At 29.2% G+C, this 18,211-nt stretch carries 18 protein-coding genes; all 18 read left to right on the forward strand.

Annotated elements, in window-relative coordinates; translation table 11 throughout:
• Positions 1-125: 125 nt before the first annotated feature.
• The 18 genes from ACNQGG_RS08150 (at position 126) to ACNQGG_RS08235 (ending at position 18,148) form a co-directional block, all read left to right on the forward strand.
• Positions 126-1,109, forward strand: coding sequence for a UDP-glucuronic acid decarboxylase family protein (locus ACNQGG_RS08150; RefSeq protein WP_417962868.1), 984 nt, complete (start codon positions 126-128; stop codon positions 1,107-1,109).
• 372 nt (positions 1,110-1,481) lie between these two features.
• Complete coding sequence (rfbF, locus tag ACNQGG_RS08155; RefSeq protein ID WP_417962870.1) at positions 1,482-2,252, forward strand: glucose-1-phosphate cytidylyltransferase; 771 nt, start codon at positions 1,482-1,484, stop codon at positions 2,250-2,252.
• 4 nt (positions 2,253-2,256) lie between these two features.
• Positions 2,257-3,336: a CDP-glucose 4,6-dehydratase gene (gene rfbG / locus ACNQGG_RS08160; RefSeq protein WP_417962872.1), complete on the forward strand. Its 1,080-nt coding sequence runs from the start codon at positions 2,257-2,259 to the stop codon at positions 3,334-3,336.
• Positions 3,337-3,346: 10 nt separating this feature from the next.
• Positions 3,347-4,252, forward strand: coding sequence for an NAD-dependent epimerase/dehydratase family protein (locus ACNQGG_RS08165; RefSeq protein ID WP_417962874.1), 906 nt, complete (start codon positions 3,347-3,349; stop codon positions 4,250-4,252).
• Positions 4,249-4,647, forward strand: a complete 399-nt coding sequence (locus ACNQGG_RS08170; protein ID WP_417962876.1) for a polysaccharide biosynthesis C-terminal domain-containing protein — start codon at positions 4,249-4,251, stop codon at positions 4,645-4,647. Before ACNQGG_RS08165 ends, ACNQGG_RS08170 begins: the two co-directional genes overlap by 4 nt.
• Positions 4,644-5,870 carry an oligosaccharide flippase family protein gene (locus ACNQGG_RS08175; protein WP_417962878.1) on the forward strand — a complete coding sequence of 409 codons (1,227 nt, stop codon included), beginning with the start codon at positions 4,644-4,646 and terminating at the stop codon, positions 5,868-5,870. Before ACNQGG_RS08170 ends, ACNQGG_RS08175 begins: the two co-directional genes overlap by 4 nt.
• Positions 5,871-6,896 (forward strand): glycosyltransferase family 2 protein, encoded by a 1,026-nt coding sequence (locus ACNQGG_RS08180; RefSeq protein WP_417962880.1) that lies wholly within the window; start codon positions 5,871-5,873, stop codon positions 6,894-6,896.
• A gap of 3 nt (positions 6,897-6,899) precedes the next feature.
• Entirely contained in the window at positions 6,900-7,421 is a 522-nt protein-coding gene (locus tag ACNQGG_RS08185) for an acyltransferase (protein WP_417962882.1), read from the forward strand.
• Complete coding sequence (locus tag ACNQGG_RS08190) at positions 7,418-8,596, forward strand: glycosyltransferase family 4 protein (RefSeq protein WP_417962884.1); 1,179 nt, start codon at positions 7,418-7,420, stop codon at positions 8,594-8,596. The genes ACNQGG_RS08185 and ACNQGG_RS08190 overlap by 4 nt, the downstream gene beginning before the upstream one ends.
• A complete protein-coding gene (locus ACNQGG_RS08195) occupies positions 8,586-9,635 on the forward strand; it encodes a glycosyltransferase (protein ID WP_417962886.1) in 1,050 nt (349 codons plus the stop codon). The genes ACNQGG_RS08190 and ACNQGG_RS08195 overlap by 11 nt, the downstream gene beginning before the upstream one ends.
• 146 nt (positions 9,636-9,781) lie before the next feature.
• Positions 9,782-11,014 carry a hypothetical protein gene (locus ACNQGG_RS08200; protein WP_417962888.1) on the forward strand — a complete coding sequence of 411 codons (1,233 nt, stop codon included), beginning with the start codon at positions 9,782-9,784 and terminating at the stop codon, positions 11,012-11,014.
• Entirely contained in the window at positions 10,998-12,113 is a 1,116-nt protein-coding gene (locus ACNQGG_RS08205; protein ID WP_417962890.1) for a glycosyltransferase, read from the forward strand. Before ACNQGG_RS08200 ends, ACNQGG_RS08205 begins: the two co-directional genes overlap by 17 nt.
• Positions 12,114-13,148, forward strand: coding sequence for a polysaccharide biosynthesis protein (locus ACNQGG_RS08210; RefSeq protein ID WP_417962892.1), 1,035 nt, complete (start codon positions 12,114-12,116; stop codon positions 13,146-13,148).
• A 111-nt stretch (positions 13,149-13,259) separates the two neighbouring features.
• Entirely contained in the window at positions 13,260-14,153 is an 894-nt protein-coding gene (locus ACNQGG_RS08215) for an IS1595 family transposase (protein WP_417962894.1), read from the forward strand.
• Positions 14,154-14,175: 22 nt separating this feature from the next.
• Positions 14,176-14,595 carry a cupin domain-containing protein gene (locus tag ACNQGG_RS08220; RefSeq protein WP_417962896.1) on the forward strand — a complete coding sequence of 140 codons (420 nt, stop codon included), beginning with the start codon at positions 14,176-14,178 and terminating at the stop codon, positions 14,593-14,595.
• A 23-nt stretch (positions 14,596-14,618) separates the two neighbouring features.
• Positions 14,619-15,737: a polysaccharide biosynthesis C-terminal domain-containing protein gene (locus ACNQGG_RS08225; protein WP_417962898.1), complete on the forward strand. Its 1,119-nt coding sequence runs from the start codon at positions 14,619-14,621 to the stop codon at positions 15,735-15,737.
• Between the two features lie 23 nt (positions 15,738-15,760).
• Entirely contained in the window at positions 15,761-16,903 is a 1,143-nt protein-coding gene (wecB, locus tag ACNQGG_RS08230) for a non-hydrolyzing UDP-N-acetylglucosamine 2-epimerase (RefSeq protein WP_417962900.1), read from the forward strand.
• 18 nt (positions 16,904-16,921) lie between these two features.
• Positions 16,922-18,148 carry a glycosyltransferase family 4 protein gene (locus ACNQGG_RS08235; protein WP_417962902.1) on the forward strand — a complete coding sequence of 409 codons (1,227 nt, stop codon included), beginning with the start codon at positions 16,922-16,924 and terminating at the stop codon, positions 18,146-18,148.
• The last annotated feature ends 63 nt before the right edge of the window (positions 18,149-18,211 follow it).

An 18,211-nucleotide genomic window follows, 5' to 3' on the forward strand; every position in this document is an offset into this window, starting at 1 on the left:
GGTTTAGTTGCTGTGAATGAAGTTAGGTGTTGTTGGGTGGTGGTATTAAGTATTATAATAATGAATATCGTGCTTTAGAAAATACAGATGCTCTATTAATCGTATAGGCACTAAATAAAATATATATGAGTAAAAGAATTTTAATTACTGGAGCAGCAGGTTTTTTAGGTTCGCATTTATGCGATAGATTTATTTCGGAAGGATATAAGGTGGTAGGTATGGATAATCTTATTACTGGAGATATTAAAAATATTGAGCATTTATTTCCATTAGAGAATTTTGAGTTTTATAATCAGGATGTTTCAAATTATGTTCATGTTGCTGGTAAATTAGACTATATTTTGCATTTTGCTTCACCAGCTAGTCCTATTGATTATTTAAAAATTCCAATACAAACCTTAAAAGTAGGTTCGCTAGGTACGCATAATTTATTAGGTGTTGCAAAAGAAAAAAAGGCAAGGTTTTTAATTGCATCAACATCAGAAGTGTATGGTGATCCTACAGTTCATCCCCAGCCTGAGGAGTATTGGGGTAATGTAAACCCGATTGGGCCTAGGAGTGTTTATGATGAGGCAAAACGGTTTCAAGAAGCAATAACTATGGCTTATCATACTTTTCATGGCCTTGAGACTAGGATAGTACGAATTTTTAATACTTATGGCCCTAGGATGAGGTTAAATGATGGAAGAGTTTTACCTGCGTTTATAGGTCAAGCTTTGCGTGGGGAAGATTTAACTATATTTGGAGATGGTACTCAAACAAGATCTTTTTGTTACGTGGATGATTTAATAGAAGGTATTTACAGGTTATTATTGTCAGATTATACTTTACCGGTAAATATTGGTAATCCAAATGAGATAACCATGAATGATTTTGCCACTGAAATTATTAAGTTAACGGGTACTAAGCAAAAAATTGTTAATTTGCCTTTGCCAGCAGACGATCCAAAACAAAGAAGACCAGATATTTCAAAAGCAAAAGAAATATTAGGATGGCAACCCAAGATTGATAGAGCTGAAGGATTAAGAATCACTTATGATTATTTTAAATCTTTCTCAAAAGAAGAATTAGAAATGAATAAAGAAAATAAGAAATTTGTTAAATTGTGATTGCATTTTAATTGACATAGTAATTTTATGAAACACTTTAGAATAATGAAATTAATTGTTTTCCCCTCTTTTTGTTTTTTTTAAGTATTTGAAGACTAGCTTTAAATATTGTAAAGTTACAACTACGACAAAATTGGGTGTTTTTTAAAAGGAAATATAAGTTGGGTTTTTATATTCTTTTCATGAATATGTTGTTACAATATTAGATGCTGGTTTTAAAAATCAGTGTTTTACACTATAATGTTTTCTGAATTTAATTTATTATAAATAATTTGTTTAATATTAAATTTTAGTAGTATTTTTATTCTAAAATAAATTATTAATTACAACTAAAAACAAAATTTCAATAAAATATATTTTTAAACAAAAGTTATGAAAGTACTCATTTTAGCAGGAGGATTAGGTTCAAGATTATCCGAAGAAACCTCATTAAAACCAAAACCAATGGTGGAAATAGGGGGGAAACCTATTTTATGGCATATTATGAAAATTTATGCCTCTTATGGTTACACTGAGTTTATTATTCTTTGTGGATATAAAGGATATGTGATTAAAGAATATTTTTCTAATTATTACAGGCATTTGAGCGATATGACTATTGATTTAGCATCTAATGATGTTACTTTTCATAAAAATAGTGCTGAGCCTTGGAAGGTAACTCTAATCGATACTGGTTTGCATACAATGACTGGTGGTCGAATCAAAAGAGTAAAAGAATATCTTGGGAATGATTCTTTTATGCTTACTTATGGAGATGGATTATCAGATGTGGATGTCAATGAATTAGTTAAATTTCACGATTCACATAGTGGAGCTATTACTATGACTGCAGTACAACCAGAAGGACGTTTTGGTTCTTTAGATTTAAACTCAGAGCAAAAAGTAGTGAATTTCACCGAGAAACCAAAAGGGGATGGAGCGTGGATTAATGGTGGTTTTTTTGTTTGTGATTCGAAAATATTCGATTACCTAGAAGACGATACTACAATTTTTGAAAGAAAACCATTAGAGAATTTAGCCAATGATGGTGAGTTATATTCATTTAAGCATAGAGGTTTTTGGAAACCAATGGATATGTTAAGAGATAAAACTGAATTAGAAGAGCAATGGGAAAGTGGAAAAGCTCCTTGGAAAAAATGGTAAAATAATGGATAAATTAGGATTGTTAAAAAATAGATTTAACGGCACAAAAGTTTTTGTAACAGGTCATACTGGCTTTAAAGGTGCTTGGTTGTTAGTTTTGTTAAATCAACTTGGAGCGATTGTTAAAGGATATTCCTTAGAGCCAGAGGATGAAAAAGCTATTTTCAATTCGTTTAATGATTTGTCATTTGAATCAATTATTGGAGATTTAAGAAATTTACAACAACTAGAAGATGAGATTTTAAGTTTTCAACCGGATGTTATTTTTCATTTAGCAGCACAACCTTTAGTGAGGCTGAGTTATAAAATACCTGCAGAAACGTTTGAAGTCAACGTTATTGGAACTGCAAATTTATTATCTGCAGTTATAAAATTAAAAAAAAAATGTGAAATAGTTTGCATAACTACAGATAAAGTATATCATAACAATGAATGGATCTATCCTTATCGCGAAACAGATAGATTAGGGGGATATGATCCTTATAGTGCTAGTAAAGCTGCCTGTGAAATTGTGATTTCTTCTTATAAAAATTCTTTTTTTAATCCAGAAAAATATAGCGAACATCTTAAAAGTATTACCAGTGTTAGAGCTGGAAATGTTATTGGTGGCGGTGATTGGTCAAAAGATAGGCTTTTGCCAGATATTGTAAATGCTTTATTAAATGATAAAGAAATTGAAGTTAGAAATCCAAATGCCGTCAGACCTTGGCAACATGTTTTAGAACCACTTTTTGGGTATTTACTTTTAGCTGTTAAAATGAATGATGACCCAATTAAGTTTGCGACATCATACAATTTTGGACCCTCGACCAACGATAACCTTTCTGTTAAAAAAATTCTTGACATAGCTATTAAGGCTTATGGAAAAGGGAGTTATGTAATTAAAGAAGACAAAGAGCAACCGCATGAAGCGGGCTTACTTAGATTAGATATTAGTAAAGTTTCTAGTGAATTAAATTGGCAACCAAGATTTACAGCTGAAGAAGCAGTACAATTAACTATTGAATGGTATAAAAATTATCATGCGGGTAAATTACCTATAGACTTAATAAAAAATGATATTGAAACCTTTTTAAATACTTAATATTTTACAAATGAAAATAGGAATAATTGGGGGGAATTCTTTTTTGGCAAAACAAATTTGTTTTAAGTTGCTTGCAGATAACAGCAACACTAAGTTATATGTTTTTGGAAGTGGTTTAGATCTCGATTTTGTTAATAATGAAGCTGTTGAATTTCATAATTTCATATATCCAAATAGTTCTTTGGATTATAATTTATTAGCTGGGTTAGATGCCATTTATTTTTGTTCAGCAACTGGGGTTCAAGCAAATTTAATTGTTGAAGAAAAAAATATTTATGGATTAAATACTTTTGAACCTATTCAGTTAGCTATAGCATTAGAAAAAAAAAATTTTTCGGGTAAATACATTACTTTCGGATCTTATTTCGAAATAGGAAGTAATACTGTTGATAAAGAATTTACAGAACAAGAAGTGATTTTTTCTCAGGGTAATATGCCTAATCATTATTGTAATTCTAAACGAATGCTAAGTAGATATTTTTCAGGAAATATTCATAAAATAAATTGGTATCATTTTATTTTACCAACAATATATGGGCCTTCAGAAAATCCTTTGCGATTAATTCCTTATTTAATTTCTTCTATTTTAAATAACAGCCCAATTCAGGTAACCAGCGGAACTCAACTAAGACAATATATTCATATTGATGATGTAGTGGATATTGTTACTAAATTATTAAGCTATAATATAGCACCATCAATATACAATATATCGCCTGATACCTCCATAAGTATCAAAGGTTTAATAAATACTGTTTTTGAAACAACAAATTATAAGGCAGATAATGTAACTATAATTTCAAGAGTTGATGAAAATATGAAATATCTTGCTTTAGATAATTCGAAAACAAAAGAAGTATTCAATTGGGAGCCAAAAATTAATTTAATTGAAGGTATAAAAACATATATAAAATGATAGTTGATAAAATTACCATAATTGAAAGAAAAAAAATTGAAGATCATAGAGGTTGGTTTTTAAAAGTTATTAATGGTAAAGAGGATAATTTACCAAGTGCAACTGGCGAATTTTATGTTACTGTAGCTACCCCAAACCAATCAAAAGGGGGGCATTATCATCTTATTTCAAAAGAGTGGTTTACTTTAATTAAAGGAGAATGCCTATTAGAACTTGTAGATGTTGAAACTAAAGAATATGTTTCAATTCCATTAAGCGAAAAGGAACCTAAGACCATTTACGTCCCTAATAATATTGCGCATAACTTTAAAAACACAGATGATACAGAATTTATACTATTAGCGTATTCTGACATTTTGTATGATCCTAATGATACAATATCTTTTGAATTTTGAAAAAAATAATATTTTCTAATATAGTTTATTCCTTACTTATTGTTTTTTTTGGCCTGGCAGGTTCTATCCTTATTAGCCGTTCTCTTGGGCCTTCTCAACGAGGTGAAATAGCAGCCATTATTTTGTGGCCTACATTATTATTGTATCTAGGCTCGTTTGGTACATATCAAGCTGTTATATATCATTTTTCTAAAAGCAATAGAAAAATAGAAAATATCTGGGGTTCTTGTTTAGTCATAACAATTTTAAATTCAATAATTAGTATTATTGTAGGTATCATATTGATATTTTTGAGCTTAAAACTGTTGAGTATAGAATACAAATGGTATAGTTTTTATCTTTTATTATTTTTACCTTTAAATATAATTACACAATTTATAAGTTCAATTTTACAAGCTAAATCATTATTCAAAGAATATAATTTCACAAGATTATTTACACCACTATTTTACTTAATTGGGATATTAGTTTTGTATTTTTTTAAATATTTAACAGTAATTAATATTATTATATTACAAATTATTTTAATAGTTCTGCAGTTTATTGTTTTTGGGGCACTTTATAATAAAAGAGTTGGTTCCATAACAAATTTTAAGTATCATAAAAAAACTATAAAAATTATTTATAACTATGGTTATAAAGTTTGGCTAGGAGATTTGTCTCAAGGGTTAAATGTCAAAATGGATCAAATATTAATTTCAGGAATGTTATTAAGTAAGGATTTAGGAATTTATGTAGTAGCAACTAGTATTGCTAATTTTACTACAATAATTCCTAACGCATATAAAACAGTTTTTTTGCCATTAATCTCTTCAACAAAACTGATGGTTGAAAAGTTGAAATTAACCAACAAAGTGCTCTTTAATTTTTTATGGATTAATCTCGGTGTTACAATAGCTTGTCTTATTATAAATCCTTATATAATTCCGATATTGTTTGGAGATGAATTTAATGAAGCAGTACTAATATCGTATATTTTGCTAATTGGTTTTCTATTTTTTAATTTTAAAATTGTGTTGGCTAGTATAATGCAAGGTGTAGGAAAGCCATTGTTTGTAAGTTATTCTGAAATTTTTGGTTTAGTTTCTTTACTATTAGTGATTTATCCATTGACAAATTCTTATGGATTAATTGGAGCTTCTATAGCAATTTCATTTGCTTACCTAATACAATTTTTAACTTTATTTTTATTATTTATTAAAATTAAAAAAAAAAACAATTAAATGAATAAAATATCCATAGCACTTCCAGTTTTCAATGGAGCTAATTTTATTAGAGAAGCTATTGAGAGTATTCTAATTCAGGATTATAGTGATTTTGAATTTGTAATAGTGGATAATGCTTCAACTGATGAGACGATATCTATAATAAATGAATATGTACAAGATGATAGGATAAAACTATTCTGTTTTAAAGAATATTTGGGACAAGTTGAAAATGTAAATAGAGCTGCTAAATTGTGTACGAATAATTGGATACATTTTTTTTGTCATGATGACATTATGCTCCAAGGTTGTATTAATCATTGTATGCAGGTCATTAACACATCTAATTATGAAGATTTTGCACTTTTAAGTCATAAACCTGCTTGGTTGTTTATGAATAACATTGTGAATGTGCCTTTTAATGCTATCAATGGAAATAAGGTTTTTGAATACCAAGATTTTATTAGTAAATCAAAAATTGATACTGTTGAAGTTATTGAACATAAAAAAGATATAACTGCAATAAATATTTTAAATGGAAATGGAGTTTATCTACCGGCATTAACTACTGCTGTTGTAAAAAAAGATGTATTTATTGAGCTTGGGTTGTTTGATGAAAAATACATCCATTTCGATATTTTTTTTTGGATGCGATTATTAAAAACCCATAGTTATATAGAATTAGACAAAGCACTGACGCTTACACGAATTCACGGTAATCAAGTAGCTGTTGATGCTAGAAAAAGTTTGAGAACAATAGAGGATCATAAAATATTTTGGAAAGAATATTTAAATTTTATTGTAGCTAAACCTACTTTAAAACAAAAAACTACAGTTTTTTTGAAACCAATTACTACTGCAGTGGGTATAATTACTGTTGCAATTATTAAAAATGGTTTTTTTAAAGGAATAAAATTATTGTTTTCACTCCCAATATCATGGATTTCTTTTAGTTTAGTTTTTTTGCCTTTGAGGTATATAAGCGAAATAAAATTAATAAATAAATTAAAAAAATATCTAACAGTAGATATGATTTATCCTTGATTTATGAGGCTATTAAAAACAATATTTTCAGATTTTGTGTTTTTTTTTAATTCAATATATTCTTATTTATATTGGAATTCTAAAGGAGTTAGAATAACAATGAGTTGTTCTATTTCGACTAAAGCTAAAATAGGTAAAGGCTGTGTGTTTACTGGAAATACAATCATCACAGACAAAGCGGAGATAGGTATTTATACTTATGGATATAATTTGAATATTCACAACGCAATTATAGGAGATTTTTGTTCTTTAGCTCCAGATGTTAAAGTAGGCTTAGACGAGCATCCAATGAATGAGAAATCTACCCACCCACATTTTTATCAAGAAATTAATCAAAAAAAAGTTATAATTGAAAACCATGTTTGGTTAGGAACAAATTCTGTTATTTTATGCGGTGTGAAAATTGGTAAGCATGCGGTCATTGGAGCTGGTTCAATTGTGAATAAAGACATTGAAGATTTTACATTAAATGTAGGAGTACCTTGTAAGCTAGTTAAACACCTGCCAAAAGAGAATAAAATATGATTAAAGATTGTAATAAATATATTGTTGTCCATTCTGGAAAAAGAGATGCTTACAAAGTGGCCGAATCACTTTATGAAGCCAATCAATTAGGTTTTTTGGTAACAGATGATTATGTCTTTAGATATTTACTTAAAAAAGAAAAAAGCATACCATTATCTAATGTTAAAACAAGTTTTAGGGCTGTTTTTTGGTTGATCTTATATAAAATATTCAAAAATCAATTTTTTCAAGTTAATAAAGACAGGGCATTATCTTTGACTGCTGCACAGCTAGCCAACCGACATAATTTTAGTTTATTAGCATACAGCTATTATGCACTTCCAGCTTTTGATATAGTAAAAAAATCAATTACTAAAATTCTTTTTCAGCTTCATCCTCATCCTAAATTTATTAAAAATTTATTTTTAGAAGAAATAGGGTTAATTCCCGAATCAAAAAAATCATTGAGTTTAGAACACGAGTTAAATGATGACGTGGAGCATTTTAATCAACTTAATCTAGAAGCTACTAAAGCTGATATGATAATTTGTGCAAGTTCTTTTACGGAATTCACTTTAAAACAGGAAAACATCAATAAAAAAATAATTGTGATTCCGTATGGTGTGAATCTGAACGATTATCCTTTTTATACTAGAAAATCAGCGAAAAAAGCTGTATTCAATATTCTTTTTGTTGGAAGTTTGAATCAAAGAAAAGGAATTTATTATTTATTAGAAGCAGTTCAAAAGCTACAAATAGAAAATTACGATGTGCAACTAACCATTGTAGGAAGAGGGATTTTTGATATAGAAATAATGAACTTATTTAATATAAAAGATTTAAATATTAAATACAATGTGTCTTTTGAGGAACTTATAAATAGTTATAAAAGTGCAGACGTTTTTGTTTTACCATCTCTATGTGAGGGATTTGCACAAGTAATTTTAGAAGCTATGTCTACGGGTTTGCCAGTCATTTCAACAAATCATACATCAGCACAAGATTTAATTGAAAATGGAGTAGATGGGTTTGTAATTCCAATTAGAAGTTCAGAAGCTATTTTTGAAAAAATAATATTTCTTATGCATAACATAGAAGAGCGTTTGAAAATGGGTAATTTAGCTTTTTTAAAGTCTAAAAATTATACTTGGCAAACATTCAAATCAAAATTAATTGAAACTTTAAATGGAAACTAATACATTGTTAATACTATACGCTGAAATAATGCCTTATAATGTGGCTACTTTTAATGCTTTGGTAAATAATTATAAAAATTATCATTTACATGTTGTATGTTGGGGGGCAGATAAAAAGTTAACTAAATATCAGCAACCTAATAATGATAAAATCACTTATTATGACAAATCAAAACTTAAGTATAGCGATATATTGTCTATTTATAAAACAATAGAGCCAAAAGTTCTACTCGTTTCTGGTAGAATGGAAAAAGATTATTTAAAATTAGCTTTAATTGCCAGAAAAGATTCAAAAATAGTGGTAGGAACTGCTGATAATCATTATAACGGAAGTTTAAAACAAAAATTAGCTATTTTTTTTTCAAATTTTTTATATAAAAGATATTTTGAATTTATGTTAGTACCAGGTATTTTTCAGTATGAATATCAACGTTTGTTGGGCTTCAAAAGAGAAAAAATATTATTTCCACAATATTGCGCTGATACCCTTTTGTTTGAACAAGCATACAATAATTCAACAACAGATAAAAAAGGAATATTGTTTTTAGGAAGACTTCATACTGTTAAAGGTATAGATATGCTGATTAAAGTGCATAAAGAATTATTTGACTCAAATAAAATATCAGATAAGCTTATTATTATTGGTGACGGACCTTTGAAAGATTCATTGGAATTAACTACTGAACATATCGTGTATTATCCTTTTATGTCCCAAAATGAAATACTTAGCATTATGTCAAATGTAAAATATTTTTGTTTGCCTAGTAATTCAGAACCTTGGGGGGTTGTTATTCATGAAGCAGCAGCAGCTGGTTTGCCTATTGTGACTACAACAAATTGTGGAGCTGCAACAGCTTTTGTTAAACAAGGATATAATGGATATTTTTTTGAACCTGGAAATGCTCTTAAACTCAAAGAAATACTTTTAAAAATGAATGGAAAAAACCAACAAGAAATACATAATATGGGTAAACGTAGTTTTGAGTTGTCTAAGCAAATTCATCCTGAAATGTGGTCAGATGTTTTATTAAATTTATAAAGTGAACTTTTTAGTAGCAATCTGATTTCATGATATTAAAACGTATCAAAATCTTAACACCGTTGCAAAAAGATTATTTAACCTTTTTATTTTTTTAAATGATAATATTTTTTGACTTAATAATAGTTTTTTTTTTAATTATGTATTTGATTAAAAATAGACAGCTTGATCTGAATAATCCATCCTTTTTATATTTAATAATCCATCTTTTTTTTATTACGTTTAAAGGAGTTCAACTTTTTATTTTTGATTCAAAAATATCATCGAATTCGTTCTATGATACATTTATTAGTTTAGAGGATATCAACTATGCAATAGCTTTAGCTGATATTTCCTTAATAGGTTTCTTTGTCGGATTTAATTTTCTTAAAAATTCATTTGTAAGAAGAGGCAATAAATTAAAATCAAAGTTTATAGTCATAGTAGAGGAAAGACAAGGATGGATGAAATTTTATTTAAGCGTTGTTGTTGTATTAGGTTTTTTAGGGTTGCTATTGTATTCTTTTATTCCTGGAATTAAAAATGAAGAGATTGAAGCTACGCCGCTTTCAATTATTTTGTCTAGTTTAGGGATTATTTCTTCAATAATATTATTGTATGAATATGGTTTCAAGTTGAAATATTTACTGTTTTTTGGAGTAATGATTTTTATTTATTCAATACAGGGATCTTATAGATACAGAGTTGTTCTTCCATTACTATTTGTTGCGTTATACTATTTGAAAACTAAAAATTTAAAGCTTTTACCTATAAAGTTTGCAATACTTGGTTTTGTTTTTATTTTATTGAGTTTTCCTCTTAAAGAAATTGGGCAAGCAGTTCAAAACGGTGGAGATGTTGATATCGTAGAAATAACATCACATTCATTTGATGAATTTTTATCTGGAAATTCAAGTGATTTGCAATTTATAGAACAAAGTGCAGCTATGGTTTCAAATATTGATGCAAAAGGAATCGTTTTTTATGGTACAACATATGTGCCCATTTTATTATTTTGGATTCCCAGAGATTATTGGCCCGAAAAACCTAGATTAAACGATTGGCAATTTGAAATATCGACATCTGGTAGAGATTTTGGGTCTATGGGTCAGATTTCTTTAATTAGTGGTGAGTCGTATGCTAATTTTAGAATGTTTGGTGTTTTTTTAATACCATTCTTTATGGGTAGATTTTATTCTTATTTATATTATAGTTACAGTAATTTGCCTTATAATCACAAAGGTTTTTTATTACTCTTATTATATAATATGATATTGTTTCAAACTTGGCGTGACGGATTAATATCATTAATTTTGTTTCCAATATTAAATTATTTGCCATTGATAGTTTTATATTTTATTAAAAAACCCAAAAACAGCACAAGTGAGAATAGTAATTAATTGTTCTAATCTTAGAGTAGGTGGTGGCTTACAGGTTGCTCATTCATTTTTAAATGAGATAAGTCAAAATAAGGATCATGAATTTTTGGTGATTCTATCTGATACTATTTCTATTCAAATTGAAAGAAAATATTTTTGTGAAAACTTTAGATTCATTACTTTTTCAATAAAACCGAGTATTTATAAAGCTTTTTCGGGTAAAGACGCTTATTTATCTTCTTTAGAAATTGAATTTAATGCGGATGTTGTATTTTCTGTATTTGGTTCTACCTATTGGAAACCTAAGGCAAAACATATTTGTGGTTTTGCTAAACCCGATTATATATATAAAGAATCTCCGTATTTTAATCAAATTAATTTTTTTCAAAAATTAAAATTAGCTTTCATAGAATTTATTCACATGTTTGATTTTAAAAATAATAATTCATTATTAATTACTGAAAACAAGGATGTTGCTAATAGGTTAATTAACAGGGTTTCTCAAAAAGTGGTTACCGTAACCAACACCTTTAATCAAATTTTTAAAGATGAAAAGAATTGGGATAAAACTTTGATTATTGATTCTAATAATATTGATTTTAAATTTTTAACAATTTCAGCTAATTATCCTCATAAAAATTTAAAAATAATTAAAAGTGTTATTCCAATTTTAAAGAAAACATACCCTGATTTTAGATTTAAATTTTACTTAAGTATAACTGCAGATGATTTTGAAATTGAAGCGAATGATGTTTTAAATGAAAATATTCAATTTTTAGGAAAGGTAAATATTAATCAGTGTCCTAGTTTATATGAACAATGTGACTTTTTATTCTTACCTACATTACTTGAATGTTTTTCTGCATCTTATTGTGAAGCTATGTATATGAGATTGCCTATTTTGACTTCGGATTTAAGTTTTGCTAAAGGAATTTGTGGTAATGCTGCAAGTTACTTTAATCCGATAGATCCAGCAGATATAGCTAATTCAATATATAATTTAGCAACAAATAAAGAAATTCAAAATCATATAATTAAAAATGGGGATAATCAATTATTAACATTTGACACTTCTCAAACTAGAGCTAAAAAATATTTAGAATTAATCACTTCTCATTAAATGAAAATACAAAATAAAACACTCCTAATAACAGGCGGTACAGGTTCTTTTGGAAACGCAGTTCTAAACCGTTTTTTAAATAGTGACCATTTCAAAGAAATTCGTATTTTTTCTCGTGATGAAAAAAAACAAGATGACATGCGCAACCAATTTAAGAATGATAAGTTGAAATTCTATATAGGTGATGTTAGAGACTTTGCAAGTGTTGAGCGTGCCATGCGTGGTGTAGATTATGTGTTTCATGCAGCTGCGTTAAAACAAGTGCCTTCCTGTGAATTTTTTCCATTGGAAGCTACAAAAACAAACGTTTTTGGAACTCAAAATGTTATTGATGCAGCAGCAACGAATAAAGTAAAAAAAGTAATTTGTCTTAGCACTGATAAAGCGGCATATCCAATAAACGCTATGGGAATTTCTAAAGCATTAATGGAAAAAGTTGCAGTTGCAGCTTCAAGAAATTTAGAGGAAACCGTCGTTTGTTTAACTCGTTATGGTAACGTTATGGCCTCAAGGGGTTCCGTAATTCCGTTATTTCTAAAACAAATTCAAAACAATCAGGCTATAACAATCACAGATCCTAACATGACTCGTTTTTTAATGTCATTAGATGAAGCGGTCGAATTGGTACTCTTTGCCTTTGAAAATGGAAACGCAGGGGATTTATTTGTAAACAAAGCTCCAGCAGGAACCATTGGCGATTTAGCTCAAGCCTTAAAGGAATTATGCAATAGAGAGACCGAAGTGAAAATTATCGGAACTCGTCATGGAGAGAAGCTTTACGAAACCTTGTGTACACGAGAAGAAATGATTAAGGCTGAAGATATGGGCGATTTCTATAGAATTCCTGCGGACAATCGTGATTTAAATTATGCACAGTATTTTTCAGAAGGGGAACAGGATATTTCAATAATTGAAGATTATCATTCTCACAATACTGAGCAACAAGATGTCGAAGGAATGAAGAGATTGTTATCGCAACTGCCTTTGATTAGAAAAGAAGTTTTTGGAGAAGACGTTGCTCAAATGCCGGGTTAAAAATTAGATTCCAGGTTGCAGACCACAGTTTACAACAACAATGAACTAACAATTAAATTGTATTGAGATCGGCATTTAGTTTCATATTTTTAAAGTGTTGAAAAATAAAAAATGAAAATTTTTAAAGGTCAAAATCTCATAGAGTTTACTGAATGTTACAAAACCGACCAAGATTTTAGAGAATATCTCTCAAAAATAAAATGGTCAGAGCAATGTATTTGTAGAAAGTGCGGTTATACGAAGAGTCAAATACGCAAAGATTTTGCAAGTACTTGTAATATTTGTAGCGATACTGAATCAGCAATGGCAAATACCCTATTCCATAAAGTAAAATTTGGTTTGAAAAAGGCATTTTTCATTTGTTTTGAAATGTCAACCAGCACAAAAAGTCTTTTGGCTTCTCAAACAGCAGTTCGTTTTGGAGTTCACGAAAGAACCGCCAGATTATTTATGTATAAAGTGCGAGAAGCTATGAAATCTAGCCAAGACCATCCTATGACAGGTGTTGTTAATGTTGATGAATATGTTGTGGACGGTTATGAAGAAGGCAAGCCAGGCAGAAGTTATGACAGTATAAAGAAAAAAGCCGTATGTGCTCTGGAGCTGACAGACGATGGGAAAGTTAAACGTTTTTACACCTTTCAAATCCCGGATTACTTGGCTAAATCTTTAAGAAAAATCTTCGATAAACATATAGATAAACATGCAAAAATCACTACTGATAAATGGAAAGGTTACAATCCTATTGCTAAAGATTATGATCTAAGTCCGATATTAAGTGACAAAGGCTCTAATTTTAAAGCATTGCATATTATGATTTATCAATTGAAATCTTGGTTAAGAACAACTTATTCTTGGGTAAGTGAAAATAATATTAACAGGTATTTTGATGAATTTTTTTACCGAATCAATCGTTCTCAAAGCAAAGACACAATATTTAATAATTTAATCAAAAGTATGGTAAAATCAGATAATATTACTCACCAAAAAATAATATGTGCTTAAATGCTGACCTCAAAAATTGTATATGATTCCAAAAATAATTAATGGAAATTCTCATAAAGATGAAAGAGGGATGCTATTATTTAATAATAATTTTGATGTTTCCACTGTCAGACGCATTTATTTTATCGAAAATAAGGATACTGAATTTATTAGAGGTTGGCAAGGTCATAAAATAGAACAACGTTGGTTTTCAGTCATTCAAGGTGAATTTAGAATTCAATTAATAGCCATAGATAATTGGGTTATTCCATCAAAGGATTTAAAAATTTTTGATTGCATTCTAAAGAAATCAAATTTTGATGTACTTCATGTTCCTGCGGGTTATATTAGTAGTATTCAATCTTTAGATTCAAATTCAAAATTAATGGTAATGTCAGATTATTTTTTAGGAGAAATAAAAGACGAATACCGTTTTGATGCAGATTATTTTAATGAAGAATAATTGATTAAAAAAAAAACAGCATAATGTTAAAAATAGGAATTACCGGTCAAAATGGATTTGTAGGCTCACATTTATTCAATACATTAGGGTTACAGCCCAATGTTTTTGTGAGAGTTGTTTTTGAGAGAAATTTTTTTGAAAACAACGAACTTTTAGATGAATTTGTTTCCAAATGTGATGTAATAGTCCATCTAGCAGCATTAAATCGTCATAACAATCCAGAGGTTATTTATAAAACTAATATAGATTTGGTTTCAATTTTAGTAGCTTCTTTAGAAAGAACAAATAGCAAACCACATCTAATTATGTCTTCTTCCTCGCAAGAGGAGAGAGATAATCCATATGGAAAATCTAAAAAAGAAGGAAGAGAGATTAGTGCAAATTGGGCTTCAAAAGTAAAAACTCTTTTTACTGGAATGATTATTCCAAATGTGTTCGGTCCTTTTGGAAATCCATATTACAATTCAGTGGTAGCTACGTTTGCCCATCAAATAGCTAATGGAGAAGAACCTAAAATTGATACTGACGGTAGTTTAAAACTCATTTATGTTTCAGAATTGGTGTCCGAAATAATTAATGCCATTCAAAACAAAACAAATAATGCAGCGTATCAAGTCAATTATACTGCTGAAGCAAAGGTTTCTGAAATATTGACTTTGTTGCAAAACTACAAATCAGTTTATCAAGACAAAGGAGAAATACCTGCAATCAACTCAACATTTGAATTGAATTTGTTCAACACTTTTCGTTGTTACATGGATATAAAAAATTATTTTCCAGTTAATTTTGTGGAACACACTGATCCAAGAGGCTCTTTTGTAGAAATAATCAGACTAGGTATTGGTGGACAAGTTTCTTTTTCTACAACTATTCCAGGAATTACACGGGGGGATCATTTTCACACCAGAAAAATTGAACGATTTGCAGTAATAAAAGGAAGGGCTTTAATCCAATTAAGAAAAATTGGAACTGATGAAGTGTTTGATTTTTATTTAGATGGCACCAACCCAGCTTATGTAGACATGCCAATTTGGTACACACACAACATCACAAATATTGGTGATGAAACACTATATACTAATTTTTGGATTAATGAACCATTCAATCCAGATGATGCAGATACTTTTTTTGAAAAAGTATAATTATTAAAAAATAAAGAAACAGAATGAAGTCTAAATTAAAAGTAATGACAGTTGTAGGCACACGACCAGAGATAATAAGATTGTCTAGGGTTATGGCAGCATTAGATCGTTCGGAAGCTATAGAACATATCATTGTTCATACCGGTCAGAATTATGATTATGAATTGAATCAAATATTTTTTGATGATTTAGGAATAAGAAAACCAGATTTTTTTCTGGATGCAGCAGGAGTAACAGCTACAGAAACTATAGGCCAAATTTTAATCAAAATAGACCCGTTATTAGAAACAGAAAATCCCGATGCTTTCTTAGTTTTAGGTGATACTAACAGTTGTTTGTGTGCAATTCCCGCTAAAAAAAGACATATTCCAATATTTCATATGGAAGCTGGAAACCGATGTTTCGATCAAAGAGTTCCAGAAGAAACTAATAGAAAAATTGTAGATCATATCTCAGATATAAATCTCACATACAGTGATATAGCAAGGGAGTATTTGCTTAGAGAAGGTTTGCCAGCTGATAAAATCATTAAAACAGGATCACCAATGTTTGAGGTTTTAAATCACTACTTGCCTTCAATAAAAGCGTCAACTATTTTAGAACAATTAGAGTTGAAAGAGGAACAATTTTTTGTGGTTTCCTCCCATCGTGAAGAAAATATAAACAGCGAGAAAAATTTCAACGGTTTAATGCAAAGTTTAAATTTGATAGCAGAAAAATATAAATTTCCAATCATAGTAAGCACGCATCCCAGAACGCGAAACATGATTGAAAAGAAAAAAATAAAAATGCGTCCAGAAATACATTTTTTAAAGCCAATGGGGTTTAATGATTATAATGCGTTGCAAATGAAGTCATTTGCTGTGTTGTCAGACAGTGGGACCATATCAGAAGAATCCTCAATATTAAATTTTAGAGCATTGAATATTCGCGATGCCCATGAACGACCAGAAGCTATGGAAGAAGCATCAGTGATGATGGTAGGATTAAATCCAGAGCGGATAATGCAAGGCTTGACCCAATTGCAATATCAAAAAACAGGAGAAGAAAGAAATTTAAGATCAGTTGCCGATTATTCAATTCCTAACGTCTCAGAAAAAATGGTGCGAATTATTTTGAGTTATACTGATTATATAAAAAGAACCGTTTGGAGTGAAATCCTATAAAAATTAATAAATTATAAAATGAATATTCTTTTTTTAACATTAGTAAAAATTAAATCTCTTGATGAGAGAGGAATTTATACCGATTTGCTCAGAAAGTTTAAAGAAGAAGGACATGAAATACATGTTGTTAATCCAGTTGAGCGAAGGGAAAATGAAAAAACTAGTGTAGTAAAAGAGTCCGGAACAACACTTCTCAATGTAAGAACTTTAAATATTCAAAAAACTAATTTAATTGAAAAGGGTGTTGGTACTTTACTTATTGAAAGGCAGTATCTTAAAGCGATAAAAAAACATTTTTCCGGGGTCAAATTTGATTTGATTATATACGTTACACCTCCAATCACATTTTTTAAAATAATACGCTATATAAAAAAACGTGATAATGCCTTTTCTTATTTATTACTGAAAGATATTTTTCCACAAAATGCTGTGGATATGAAAATGATAAAAGAGAATGGAATATTGCATAAGTTTTTCCTGAAAAAAGAAGCGAATCTATATGCAATATCTGATGTAATAGGGTGTATGTCCGATGCAAATAAAGAATATATAATAAAACACAATCCTACAATAGATCCAAAGCTAATAGAAGTCAATCCTAATACAATTTCCCCTGTTTCCAGTTACTTGACTAAAAAGGGGCAAAATGAGGTTAGAGATAAACACAATCTACCATTAGAAAAAAAAATATTTGTTTATGGAGGGAATCTTGGTAAACCACAAGGACTTGATTTTTTACTCCGGACAATACTTTCGAATAATAATGAAAATTGTTATTTTTTAATTGTCGGCTCAGGTACTGAATTTTCAAGGATAGAAAGGTGGTTTGAAGTACAAAAACCGAACAATGCTATGTTAATCTCTGGGTTGCCCAAAAACGAGTATGATGATTTATTGCAATCTTGTGATATTGGTCTAATTTTTTTGCATTCAGATTTTACAATACCTAATTTCCCATCAAGATTGTTATCCTATTTAGAAATGAAAAAACCTATAATTGCTGCGACAGATATTGCGACAGATATTGGTAAAGTTATAGAAAAAAATAATTGTGGTTATTGGGTTATTTCTGGGGATGATCTAAAAATGACCGCAGTAATAGATGAAATAAGTTCTGATGATTATAAAATTCAATTAATGGGAGAAAACGCATGGAATTTGCTGCAAGAGAAATACCATGTTAACAAATCGTATGCCCTAATAATAAATAAACTTAAAAATAGAAAACCTTTTTTAAGTCCTTGATTAAATTATAATTCGACTATAATTTGAGGGTGAGTTTTTTACAATATAAACAATAGTAAATTA

The organism is Flavobacterium esculini, from assembly GCF_048284325.1.
In the GTDB taxonomy this organism is placed as follows: Bacteria; Bacteroidota; Bacteroidia; order Flavobacteriales; family Flavobacteriaceae; genus Flavobacterium.

Coding starts and splice junctions, on each gene's coding strand:
- ACNQGG_RS08190 (WP_417962884.1), top strand. CDS start 7,418: ATGATTAAAGATTGTAATAAATATATTGTTGTCCATTCTGGAAAAAGA.
- ACNQGG_RS08150 (WP_417962868.1), top strand. CDS start 126: ATGAGTAAAAGAATTTTAATTACTGGAGCAGCAGGTTTTTTAGGTTCG.
- ACNQGG_RS08195 (WP_417962886.1), top strand. CDS start 8,586: ATGGAAACTAATACATTGTTAATACTATACGCTGAAATAATGCCTTAT.
- ACNQGG_RS08165 (WP_417962874.1), top strand. CDS start 3,347: ATGAAAATAGGAATAATTGGGGGGAATTCTTTTTTGGCAAAACAAATT.
- ACNQGG_RS08185 (WP_417962882.1), top strand. CDS start 6,900: ATGAGGCTATTAAAAACAATATTTTCAGATTTTGTGTTTTTTTTTAAT.
- wecB (WP_417962900.1), top strand. CDS start 15,761: ATGAAGTCTAAATTAAAAGTAATGACAGTTGTAGGCACACGACCAGAG.
- rfbG (WP_417962872.1), top strand. CDS start 2,257: ATGGATAAATTAGGATTGTTAAAAAATAGATTTAACGGCACAAAAGTT.
- ACNQGG_RS08170 (WP_417962876.1), top strand. CDS start 4,249: ATGATAGTTGATAAAATTACCATAATTGAAAGAAAAAAAATTGAAGAT.
- ACNQGG_RS08180 (WP_417962880.1), top strand. CDS start 5,871: ATGAATAAAATATCCATAGCACTTCCAGTTTTCAATGGAGCTAATTTT.
- ACNQGG_RS08210 (WP_417962892.1), top strand. CDS start 12,114: ATGAAAATACAAAATAAAACACTCCTAATAACAGGCGGTACAGGTTCT.
- ACNQGG_RS08235 (WP_417962902.1), top strand. CDS start 16,922: ATGAATATTCTTTTTTTAACATTAGTAAAAATTAAATCTCTTGATGAG.
- ACNQGG_RS08225 (WP_417962898.1), top strand. CDS start 14,619: ATGTTAAAAATAGGAATTACCGGTCAAAATGGATTTGTAGGCTCACAT.
- rfbF (WP_417962870.1), top strand. CDS start 1,482: ATGAAAGTACTCATTTTAGCAGGAGGATTAGGTTCAAGATTATCCGAA.
- ACNQGG_RS08220 (WP_417962896.1), top strand. CDS start 14,176: ATGATTCCAAAAATAATTAATGGAAATTCTCATAAAGATGAAAGAGGG.
- ACNQGG_RS08215 (WP_417962894.1), top strand. CDS start 13,260: ATGAAAATTTTTAAAGGTCAAAATCTCATAGAGTTTACTGAATGTTAC.